Here is an 11,952-nt window from a genome sequence, read left to right on the forward strand (position 1 = left end):
TGGCGGATACTGTCCGCGCCGCACCCATCATTACGATTCCTGGAGGGGGAATATGAGTCTGGATCGTCCCTGGCTGCAGAGCTATCCGAAAGGCGTTCCCGCCGAAATCGACGTCAACGAGTTCCATTCGGTAGTTTCGGTCTTCGACGCCTCCGTCGCGAAGTACCGCGACCGACCGGCCTACTCCAGTTTCGGCAAGACCCTCACCTACGGTGAGACCGACGCCCTGGTAGAACAGTTCGCCGCTTACCTGCTGGGCGAGCTGAAGCTCAAGAAGGGCGACCGCGTCGCCCTGATGATGCCCAACTGCCTGCAATACCCGATCGCCACCTTCGGCGTGCTGCGTGCCGGCCTGACCGTGGTCAACGTCAACCCGCTGTACACCGCGCGCGAGCTGAAGCATCAGCTGGTCGACGCCGGCGTGACCGCGCTGGTGGTGGTGGACAACTTCGGCGACACCGTCGAACAGGTCATCGCCGATACCCAGGTCAAGCAGGTCATCACCACCGGCCTGGGCGACCTGCTCGGCGCCAAGGGCACGATCGTCAACTTCGTGCTTAAGTACATCAAGAAGATGGTGCCCAACTACCATCTGAAGGGCGCGATCCGCTTCAAGCAGGCGCTCAAGCTGGGCAGCCGCCACACCCTGCCGAAGGTCGAGATCGACCATGACGACGTGGCATTCCTGCAGTACACCGGCGGCACCACCGGTGTGGCCAAGGGTGCGATGCTGACCAACCGCAACCTGATCGCCAACATGCAGCAGGCCTCGGCCTGGATCAGCGCGTCGGGCATCGAGATGGGCAAGGAATGGATCATCACCGCCCTGCCGCTGTACCACATCTTCGCGCTGACGGCGAACGGCCTGGTCTTCATGAAGTTCGGTGGCTGCAACCACCTGATCACCAATCCACGTGACATGAAGGGCTTCGTCAAGGAGCTCAAGTCGGTGCGCTTCACCGCGATCACCGGCGTCAATACGCTGTTCAACGGCCTGCTGAACACCCCTGGCTTCGATACCGTCGATTTCTCCTCGCTGAAGGTGACCCTGGGCGGCGGCATGGCCGTGCAGCGTGCGGTCGCCGAGCGCTGGAAGAAGACCACCGGCGTCACCCTGGTCGAGGCCTACGGCCTGACCGAGACCTCGCCGGCGGCCTGCATCAACCCGCTTACCCTGGCCGAGTACAACGGCTCGATCGGCCTGCCGATTCCGTCCACCGATGCCTGCATCAAGGACGACAACGGCAACATCCTGGCGCTGGGCGAAGTGGGCGAACTGTGCATCCGCGGCCCGCAGGTGATGAAGGGCTACTGGCAGCGCCCGGAGGAAACCGCCAAGGCCATCGACGCCGACGACTGGCTGCACACCGGCGACATGGCGAAGATGGACGAGCACGGCTTCTTCTACATCGTCGACCGCAAGAAGGACATGATCCTGGTGTCCGGCTTCAACGTGTACCCCAATGAAGTCGAGGACGTGATCGCGATGATGCCGGGCGTGCTGGAAGTGGCCGCGGTCGGCGTACCGGACGAGAAGTCCGGCGAGGTGGTCAAGGTGGTCATCGTCAAGAAGGACCCGAACCTGACCGCCGAGATGGTCAAGGAGCACGCCCGGGCCAACCTGACCGGCTACAAGCACCCCAGAATCGTTGAATTCCGAAAAGAGCTGCCGAAGACCAACGTCGGCAAGATCCTGCGTCGCGAACTCCGCGATACGCCCGCCCCGTAAGGGTTTCGGGAAAGTTGAACGCGCTCAGGCCCGGGTCGGCAACGACCCGGGCCTTTTCGCATGCGCCGGCCCGGGGCCGGTGTAGCATCGCCGCGTGAGTGGACCGTTCGGCCCGCCGGCCACCACCTTGATCTGCGGGCCGCACCGCCGAGGACCCTTCCATGAGTACCATCGAAAAGCTGCCAAGCAGCGGCTCGCCCTATGCCACCATCCGCACCCAGGACAGCGCCGACGGCGCCGCACACTGGCTGTTCATGCACGCCGATGCCTCCACCGGCGTGCGTCCCTGCTGCCGCAAGGACATGCTGGACGAGATGTGGAGCTACATGAGCGCCATCACCCGCGGGCCGGCGCAGCGCCACAGCGGCCAGCTGCGCCATTTCGTGCTGGCCTCCGACGCCGCCGCCTACAACCTGGGCGGCGACCTGGACCTGTTCACCCGCCTGATCCGCGAAGGCAACCGCGACCTGCTGCTGACCTACGCCCAACGCTGCGTGGAGGGCGTTCACCACCTGCACACCGGCTTCGGCGGCGACGTCCGCTCGATCGCCCTGATCCAGGGCGATGCGCTGGGCGGTGGCCTGGAAATGGCCCTGGCCTGCCACACCATCGTGGCCGAGGAAGGGTGCGGCATGGGCCTGCCCGAAGTGCTGTTCGGCCTGTTCCCGGGCATGGGCGCCTACTCGTTCCTGTGCCGCCGGGTGGCGCCGCAGCTGGCCGAGAAGATCATCCTCGATGGCCGTATCTACAGCGCCGAGGAGATGCACGCGATGGGCGTGGTCGACGTGCTGGTCAGGAAAGGTGAAGGCCGCGGCGCGGTCGAAGAGATGATCCGCCAGCAGCAGCGCCTGCCGCAGTCGTACCTGGCAATGAACGCCGCGCGCAACCTGGCACAGGCGGTCAGCTATGACGAACTGCTGGAAATCACCAAGGTCTGGGTCGATTCGGCACTGGCCCTGGGCGATCGTTCGCTGCGCACCATGGACCGTTTGATCAAAGCGCAGACCCGACGCGCCAATCTGGATGTGGCCTGATACGTTCCCCTCCCCCGCAGGGTTCAAGCCCGGCTGGCCACCGGGCTTTTTTTATGCGGCGCGCAGTTATCGACAACCCGCCGCGCAGGCCCGGCAGGCCCGGCAGGCCCGGCTCTACCGCTCGCCGTCGTCGGCCACGCCGCGTGCCTTGCGTTCGGCGCGCGCATCCAGCGCCTGCCGGCCTTCCTTGATGGCCCCCTGCAGCACCGCAAGACGCTGCCGCCATTCGGCCTTGAGCTGCCAGTCGGCCATCCGCATCAACTCACCGGCGCGGTTGGACGCGCGCACCAGGCCCAGATTGCTGGCCACGCCCTTGATCGCATGCGACTGTTCGCGGAAAGCACCCCAGCGTGCCGCTTCACCATCACCTTCGGCCTTGCGCAGGCACGATTCGGCATCGTCCAGGCACTGGCGGATGAACTCGCGCTCGAAACCCTCGCCCATTCCCAGCGACGCCAGCTCATCAAGCACGCCGGTATCGAGCACGCCATCGAGGTTGGTGACGGTGCGCACGATCGGCGGCGCACTGGCCTTGAGCTGAGCGTTGTTGGCAATCTCGGCCAGGGTGTCCAGCAGTCGCACGGCCACCACGGGCTTGGCCAGGAACGCATGTGCACCGGCCTGGGTACAGCGCTGGATGGCTTCGGGAGTGACGTCGGCGCTGAGCACCAGCACCGGCGTGCGCGGGCCGCCGCCAGCCTGCATCACCCGCAGCTCCTTCAGCATGTCCAGGCCACTCATGCCCGGCATGTGCAGGTCGACGATGGCCGCATCGAACTCGCTTTCAGCCAGTGCATCCAGCACCGCTTCGCCACCATCGACGCACAGCACCTTGTGCCCGGCCTTCTGCAGCAGCCGCTGCAGCACCATGCGGTTGGCCTCGTGGTCGTCGGCGACCAGGATCTGCATGCTGCGCACGCGCGCGCGATGGCGCAGGAACGGATCAGCGAAGGCGATGACGTTGCCGCCGGCACCGGTTTCGTCGCCAGCAGCAAGGGTCGGTACCGCACCCGGGACCACCGGCTGCGGCGGCGCGAACGGCAGCTCCACCCAGAAGTGGCTGCCCTGCGGCGGGTTGTCTAGGTAACCGATCTCGCCGTCCATCGCTTCGACCAGCCCCTTGGCGATGGTCGTGCCCAGGCCGGTACCCTCATGACGGCGGGCCATGCTGACGTCGGCCTGCTCGAAGGCCTCGAACAGACGCGGACGCATCGCCGGTGCAACGCCGATGCCGGTGTCGAGAATATCGAAGCGCAGCCGCACCCCACCCTGGGTGTCGGCGTGGACAACGCTGACGCGGATCTCGACCCGGCCGTGATCGGTGAACTTGACCGCGTTGCCGGCCAGGTTGAGCAGGATCTGCCGCAGATGCCCGACGTCGCCGCGCAGGGTCGGCGGCACGGTCTCGGCCACCTTCACCCGGTAGTCCAGGCGCTTGGCCTTGGCCTGCGGCAACAGGATCAGGCCGATCGCCTGCATCACTTCGGAAAGAACGAAATCCTCGGCGACCACGCGCAGCTTGCCGGCCTCGATCGCCGAGATGTCCAGCACTTCCTCGACCAGCGCCAGCAGGCTGCGCGATGACGCCTGGATGGTACTCACGCACTCACGCTGCTCGTCATCCAGGCGCGTGGTCGCCAACACTTCTGTCATGCCATTCAATCCATTGAGTGGGGTACGAAACTCGTGGCTCATGTTGGCCAGGAATCGACTCTTGGCTTCGCTGGCGCGCCGCGCCTCGGCCATCGCTTCGGTCAACTGCCGCAGCAGCGTGGAAAAATACAGGGGAACCGCCGCCAGGCCAAGCCACAGGCCGATGGCCAGGCGTGCGTTCTGTTGCCAATAGGGGGTCGACAGCGCGGTACTGCCGAAGCTGACCATCGCCATCGCCACGGCCACATACAGGTAGTGGTTGCCGAAGCGCATGCCGTTGCCCACCGTCACCCACATCACCACGATGTAGACCCACGACAGCGGCTCGCCCATCTGGATCATGCCGGCGGCTATCAGGCCGTAGTCGGCCAGCATGCCCAGTACGCGGCGCGGATCGGAACGCTGCGGCCGCCACAGCAGCCAGCCGAACAACAGCAGCGACAGACTCAGCCCCATCAACACGATCGCCAGCACACCGACATACTGGGTGTGCGGCAGATCGTGCCGCGCCGAAGGCAGCAGCACGTAAGCCAGGATCAGGCTGATCAGGACGATGCGGACGATCTGCTGCCCGTGCTCGCTGTCCTGCCGCTGGGACAGGCGCAACCGCAATCGCGACAGCAGGCGTTTCACGCGCCCAGTCCCGGCCGTGCAGAGGCGGTGGAGTGCTCGGCGCAGATCTGTTCCAGCTGCTCACGGCCGCGCAGCAACGCGTCCACGCAACGCGGATCGAACAGGCGCCCGCGCTGGGCATACAGATAGGCCATGGTGGCTTCCATCGTCCACGCCTCCTTGTAGGGGCGCGGCGAGATCAGCGCATCGAACACGTCGGCCACGGCGACGATGCGTGCCTCCAGCGGAATCGCATCGCCGACCAGGCCATCGGGATAACCACTGCCGTCGTAGCGCTCATGGTGACGCAGCGCGATCAATGCACCGACCTGGATGAAGCGGTTCTGGCTGCCACTGAGCAGTTCATGGCCAATGCGTGGATGCCGTCGCATGATCGCCAGCTCCTCGTCATTGAGCTTGCCCTGCTTGAGCAGCACCGCATCGGGAATGGCGATCTTGCCCATGTCGTGCAGCGGCGCGGCCATCTCGATCAGCTTGACGTCGTCTTCCGGCAGGCCCAGCTGCTCGGCGATCAGGCCAGCCACGCGCGCCATGCGCTCAAGGTAGGCACTGGTGCCGGCATCACGGAACTCGATCGCACGCGCCAGCCGCGAAAGCGTCTCGCGCTCGCGCTCCTCCACCTCGTGCATGCTGGCCAGCAGCCGCTGCTCCAGCGACAGCGCGCGCTGCTTCACGTTCTCGGTCTGCTGGCGCAGCTGCAACAGGTTGTAGCAGCGTGCGCGCAGTTCGCGCGGGCGGATCGGCTTGACCAGGAAATCGATCACGCCGGCTTCCAGTGCTGCCTGGCGGATCGGCTCGTCACCCACCACGGTGATCAGGATCACCGGAATATCGCGATGCTTGGGCAGCCGGCGGAAGCGGCGGGCGAACTCGAGCCCGTCCATCTCCGGCATGCGGTAATCGAGAAGCAGCAGGTCGACCGGGTACGATTCGCACCATGCCAACGCCGTCAACGGATCGCCGAAGTCATGCACGCTCAGTTCCGGCGCGATGTCCTCGATGACGTGACGGAGCATCGTCCGTGCGGAAGTCTGGTCATCGACGATGACGATGTTCAAGGCGTTCTCTGCCTGCTTTCTCGACCATGCTGAAAGGTCAGCGGGCGAGGATACCCCGCCGCTGTGCACGCTGGCACCCTGCATCGGCTCGACTCCCGTCACAAGCTCCCCGATTCATGATCGTCGTCACAATGTGAAGCGGATTCTCCACATCGCGGCCTCCCCTGACCCCATGAAGCCATAGCCGGTGTCAAGGTTGTGCAATAACGATACGCCGAGTCCGGGATGCGTCAATGGCGCCGTCTCAAACCGAGACGACGCGCACAAACGGACGCCGAAAACGCCGGTTACTGCTCCGGACGCATGTACGGGAACAGCAGCACGTCGCGGATCGAGCTGCTGCCGGTCAGCAGCATCACCAGGCGATCGACGCCGATGCCAAGGCCGCCGGTCGGCGCCATTCCGTACTCCAGCGCACGGATGTAGTCGGCGTCGTAGTGCATGGCCTCGTCGTCGCCGCCTTCCTTCGCCGCCACTTGCGCCTGGAAGCGCTGGGCCTGGTCTTCCGGGTCGTTCAGCTCGGAGAAGCCGTTGGCCAGTTCCTTGCCGTTTACGAACAGTTCGAAGCGGTCGGTATAGCCCGGATCGTTGTCGTTGGCGCGGGCCAGCGGCGAGACCTCCACCGGGTGATCGGTGATGAAGGTCGGCTGGATCAGGGTGTGCTCGACGGTGGCTTCGAAGATCTCCAGCAGCAGCTTGCCCCAGCCGTAGGACGGCTTGACGCGGATCTTCAGGCGCTCGCAATGGCGCAGCAGCGCGTCACGGTCGGTGCAGTCGGCCGCGGAGATTTCCGGGTTGTGGTGGCGCACCGCCTCGTCCATGCGCCAGCGGCGGAACGCCGGGCCCAGGTCGATGTTGGCGCCGTCCCACTCGACCACGGTGGTGCCGTTCACCGACTGTGCCACGTCACGGATCACGCCTTCGGTCAGGTCCATGATCTCGTTGTACGTGGCATAGGCCTCGTACAGTTCCATCATGGTGAATTCCGGGTTGTGGCGGGTGCTGACGCCTTCGTTGCGGAAGTTGCGGTTGATTTCGTAGACGCGTTCCAGGCCACCGACGGTCAGGCGCTTGAGGTACAGCTCCGGCGCAACGCGCAGGTACAGGTCAAGGTCCAGCGCGTTGTGGTGGGTGGTGAACGGCTTGGCCGCCGCGCCGCCGGGGATGTAATGCATCATCGGCGTTTCGACTTCGAGGAAGTCGCGGTTGTCCAGCCATGCACGCATCGCACGGATGATCTTCGAGCGCTTGATGAAGACCGCGCGCGACTCCGGCGTCACGATCAGGTCGACGTAACGCTGGCGATAACGCTGTTCGACGTCGGCCAGGCCATGCCACTTGTCCGGCAGCGGGCGCAGCGACTTGGTCAGCAGACGGATCGATTCGGCCTTGACCGACAGCTCGCCGGTCTTGGTGCGGGTCAGGCCACCTTCGACAGCGATGATGTCGCCCACGTCCCAGCCCTTGAAGGCGGTGTAGGCATCACCCAGCACGCTGCCCTGCAGGAACAGCTGGATGCGGCCCGATTCGTCCTGGATCTGGGCGAAGCTGGCCTTGCCCATGACCCGCTTGGCCATCAGGCGACCGGCCATCTTCACCTGGCGGCCGTTGCCTTCCAGGGTTTCGGCGGTCCACTGCTCCGCATCGGCGAATTCTTCCTGCAGGCTGCCGGCGAAGTCCTCGCGACGGAAGTCGTTCGGATACGCGATCCCCTGCCCGCGCAGCGCTTTGAGTTTCTCACGGCGCTCGGCGATCAACTTGTTTTCGTCGACGGGGGGGGTATCAGTAGCTTCGCTCATGGATCTGCGGGAATCGTGTAGTGAGGGGGAGTGTTGCGCCCGGCGCAGCCGGTTGCCCAGCATACCAAAAGCGCCCTGCCCCGGCCTCGGGCCGCCCCTGCTCCGGTAGCCGCCAACCTTGGTTGGCGCCCACCGTGTCGACCAAGGTCGACACCTACCGGGCTCCCAGGAACCCCTGCCGCAGTCGATCAACCTCGATCCAGCGCCCTGGTAGCCGCCAACCTTGGTTGGCGCTCTACCGCGCCGGGCATGGGGAGGCATCCACGCATGGTCTGGATCTACTGTGTCGACCAAGGTCGACACCTACCGGGCTCGGGGGGCGACGCCTACGGGGCTCCGGGGGGCGACACCTACCCGTTCCCGGGGAATGCCTGCCGCAGCTCATCCACCAGCACGCGCTGGTTCTCCGAATAGTCCACCGGCACCGACACCAGATGCACGCCGCCCGCGGTGAACGCTGCTTCCAGGGTCGGAATGAACTGCTCGATCGCCGTCACCTCGTGCCCTTGGCAGCCATAGGCCTCGGCGTATTTGACGAAATCCGGATTGCCGAAGGTCATGCCGTAGTCGGCGAAACCATCCACCGCCTGCTTCCAGCGGATCATTCCGTAGGCGCCGTCGTTGAGGATCAGCACTACCAGGTTCAGGCCCAGCCGCCGCGCGGTCTCCAGCTCCTGGCTGTTCATCATGAAACCGCCATCGCCACACACCGCCAGCACGCGGCGCTGCGGATACAGGATCGAGGCCATGATCGCTGACGGCAGCCCTGCGCCCATCGTTGCCAATGCGTTGTCCAGCAGCAGCGTATTGGCCACCTGGGTACGGTAGTTGCGCGCGAACCAGATCTTGTACATGCCATTGTCCAGCGCCACGATGCCGTCCGGCGGCATCACCTGGCGCACGTCATGCACCAGCCGCTGCGGCGTGAAACCGGCCTCTTCGGCGCGATCGGCGATGTGCTCCAGGATCGTCGCGCGCAGCGGCAGCAGTGCAGCGGCGTTGTCCACCCTGCCCTCGATACGGTCGGCCAGCAGGGTCAGCGAGCGGCCGATATCGCCGATCACCTCCACCTGCGGGAAGTACACCTGCTCCACCGCGGCCTGCGAGTAGCCGATGTGGATGACCGTGCGGCCACCCGCGCGCATCACGAAGGGCGGCTTCTCCGTCACCTCGTGGCCAATGGTCACGATCACGTCGGCCTGATCGATGGCCATGTGCACGTAGTCGCGCTCGCTCAGTGCCGCCGTGCCCATGTACAGGCCCGAGCCACCGGCCACCGCGCCCTTGCCCATCTGCGTGGTGACGAACGGGATGCCGGCCCGCAGTACGAAGGCCGACAGCGCTTCGCTGGACTGCGGTCGCGACGCCGCCGACGCGATCACCAGCAGCGGCCGCTTGGCCTCGCGGATGATCTGCGCCGCACGGTCCAGCGCCTCGGGACTGGCGATCGGCCGATCCACCGGGTGTGGCGGGATCAGTGCAACGTCCTCGACCTCCATCGCCGCGATGTCCTCGGGCAGTTCCAGCAGCACCGGCCCGGGGCGCTCTTCCAGCGCCGTGCGGAAGGCCTCGCGGACGATGGTGGGGATGGTGCGCGCCGAAACGATCTGCCGCGCCGACTTGGTCAGCGGCTTCATCGTGCTGACGATATCCACGATCTGGAAGCGCGCCTGCTTGCTGGCCACGATGCCCTTCTGCCCGGTGATCATGATCACCGGCCACGCGCCGAGAAGTGCGTAGGCGGCACCGGTGGTGAAGTTCAGTGCACCCGGGCCGAGCGTGGCCAGGCACACGCCGGGCTTGCCGGTCAGGCGGCCGTAGGTGGCGGCCATGAACACGGCAGCCTGTTCGTGGCGGGTGATGACCAGCTTGATGCTGGAATGGCGAAGCGACTCGACGACATCGAGGTTCTCTTCACCGGGAATGCCAAAAATGCGCTCGACGCCTTCGTTTTCGAGTGCGGCGACGAGCAGATCGGAACCCTTGGACATGGAATGACGTCCTTCTCGCAGTGCGTGATGATGGAACGTTGCAGGGATGCTGACAGGAACGGTGGATGGCCCGCGTCAACGGCGGTCGAACCACACCGTCTGCGCGTTGACGAACTCGCGGATGCCGAAGTGCGACAGCTCGCGGCCGAAGCCGCTCTTCTTCACTCCGCCGATCGGCACGCGTGGATCGGAGGCAGAGAAACCGTTGACGAACACGCCACCAGTCTGCAGCCGGCGCGCCAGCTGCATCGCGCGGGCGTGGTCGCCCGTCCACAGATTGCCGCTCAGGCCGAACTCGCTCTGGTTGGCCAGTTCCACCGCATGGTCGGCGTCGCGCGCGCGGCTGATCGACGCCACCGGCCCGAAGGTCTCGGTATCGAAGGCCTGCATGCCCGGCTCGACGCCTGCCAGCACGGTGGGTGCATAGAAACTGCCGGGGCGATCGAGCTGCTTGCCGCCCACCAGCAACTGCGCACCGGCCTCGACCGACGCACGCACCTGTGCATCAAGCTGTTCAAGCAGGTCCTGCCGGGCCATCGGTCCGATCCGGTTGCCGGACTCGCGGCCATCGCCCACGGTCAGCGCCTGCACGCGCTCGCAGAACAGCGCCACGAAACGCTCATACACGGCGTCTTCGACGATGATGCGCTTGCCGGCAATGCACACCTGCCCGGTGTTCTGGAAGCGCGAAGCCACCGCGGCATCGACCGCCGCCTCCAGGTCGGCGTCGGCCAGCACGATGAACGGATCCGAGCCCCCCAGCTCAAGCACCACCTTCTTCAGCGCCTGCCCGGCCTGCGCGGCGATGCTGCGCCCCGCGGCGACGCTGCCGGTCAGGGTCACGGCCGCAATGCGGTCATCGGCGATGGCGGCACTGGTTCCCTCGCGGCTGATGTTGGCGGCGATGAAGGTGCCGTCCGGCAAGCCCGCATCGCGCCACGCAGCGGCGAGCAGCCCGGCGGTGCCGACGATGTTCTCGGCCGGCTTCAGCAGGAAGCCGTTGCCGCCCATGAGGATCGGCACGGCCGCGCGCATCACCTGCCAGTACGGGAAATTCCACGGCATGATGCCCAGCACAACGCCCAGCGGCAGGTAGGAGACATAGGCCTTGTTGTCGGCCACCGCGGTGGGTTCATCGCGCAGGAACGCCGCACCGTTGTCGGCATACCAGTCACACAGCACCGCGCACTTCTCGATCTCGGCCAGCGACTCGGCCTGGACCTTGCCCATCTCGGCAGTGGCCATCGCGGCCAGCGGTTCACGGTCGCGGCGCAGCACGGCAGCCATCGCACGCAGCACGCTGGCGCGTTGTTGCAGTGACTGCGCGCTCCAGGCTGCAAAACCGGTCTGGCCGCGGTCGAGGATGGCTTCCAGCTCGGCGTCGGTTGCGAAAGGGTGGCTGGCGATCTGCTGGCCGGTGGCCGGATCGCGGGAAATGGCAGCGGGGGCTGCGGGGGAAGCGGACATGCAGGTCTCCTGTTGTCTCGACAACGGGCGGCTGCCCGTTTCCTGACAACGAATGTGGACCCGATCGATGGCAGCAACAAGGCGTCTGCGTATCCTGTGACCTGTACTTACCTGCCTGAATGGGGTTGATCGGCAGGGCTGCGCCCTGCACCCGCAGAGGCAACAGCAACGGCAGAAGCAACAGCAACAGCGGCATTCCGTGAGATGGCGGGGCGGGTCCGGTGGCGGGGGACGCTGCAAGTACGTCCATGTAAGCTCGGTCGCCGCATCCATGCGGCTCACGCCCCCGCGACCGGACCCACCCCGCCTTCGACAGATTCCTGCGGTCTGTTGGAACGGCTCTTGGGGTCAGATCCGCTTTCCGAAGGAAACGGATCTGACCCCAGATGTATTTCGATATCTGACAGATTTCATCCACGCATAGCGTGGATCTAACGTGTCGACCAAGGTCGACACCTACCAACAGCAGCGGGAATCTGTCAGAGGTGGGGCGGGGGGGGGGGGGGGGGGGGGGGGGGGGGGGGGGGGGGCGCGCCCCCCCCCCCCCCCCCAACACACGCGCGCCCCCCCCCCCCCCCCCCCCCCCCC

Annotated in this window: 7 protein-coding genes; 2 read left to right on the forward strand and 5 right to left on the reverse strand. The window is 65.9% G+C overall.

What is annotated here, in order from left to right:
* Positions 1-52: 52 nt before the first annotated feature.
* Positions 53-1,729 carry a long-chain fatty acid--CoA ligase gene (locus M2299_RS20015; protein WP_025878948.1) on the forward strand — a complete coding sequence of 559 codons (1,677 nt, stop codon included), beginning with the start codon at positions 53-55 and terminating at the stop codon, positions 1,727-1,729.
* A gap of 161 nt (positions 1,730-1,890) precedes the next feature.
* Positions 1,891-2,763: a crotonase/enoyl-CoA hydratase family protein gene (locus M2299_RS20020; protein ID WP_025878947.1), complete on the forward strand. Its 873-nt coding sequence runs from the start codon at positions 1,891-1,893 to the stop codon at positions 2,761-2,763.
* Between the two features lie 114 nt (positions 2,764-2,877).
* On the opposite strand, the gene M2299_RS20025 is transcribed toward M2299_RS20020, so the two are convergent.
* From M2299_RS20025 to M2299_RS20045, 5 genes are all read right to left on the reverse strand, one after another.
* Entirely contained in the window at positions 2,878-5,049 is a 2,172-nt protein-coding gene (locus M2299_RS20025) for a response regulator (RefSeq protein ID WP_280884886.1), read from the reverse strand.
* Positions 5,046-6,191, reverse strand: a complete 1,146-nt coding sequence (locus M2299_RS20030) for a two-component system response regulator (RefSeq protein ID WP_025878945.1) — start codon at positions 6,189-6,191, stop codon at positions 5,046-5,048. The genes M2299_RS20025 and M2299_RS20030 overlap by 4 nt, the downstream gene beginning before the upstream one ends.
* Positions 6,192-6,394: 203 nt before the next feature.
* Positions 6,395-7,906, reverse strand: a complete 1,512-nt coding sequence (gene lysS, locus M2299_RS20035; RefSeq protein ID WP_025878944.1) for a lysine--tRNA ligase — start codon at positions 7,904-7,906, stop codon at positions 6,395-6,397.
* Positions 7,907-8,256: 350 nt separating this feature from the next.
* Positions 8,257-9,897 (reverse strand): acetolactate synthase large subunit, encoded by a 1,641-nt coding sequence (locus M2299_RS20040; RefSeq protein WP_280884887.1) that lies wholly within the window; start codon positions 9,895-9,897, stop codon positions 8,257-8,259.
* Between the two features lie 75 nt (positions 9,898-9,972).
* Positions 9,973-11,364, reverse strand: a complete 1,392-nt coding sequence (locus M2299_RS20045; protein ID WP_280884888.1) for an NAD-dependent succinate-semialdehyde dehydrogenase — start codon at positions 11,362-11,364, stop codon at positions 9,973-9,975.
* Positions 11,365-11,952 lie beyond the last annotated feature (588 nt).

Source organism: Stenotrophomonas sp. 1278 (assembly GCF_029892765.1).
Lineage (GTDB): Bacteria > Pseudomonadota > Gammaproteobacteria > Xanthomonadales > Xanthomonadaceae > Stenotrophomonas > Stenotrophomonas indicatrix.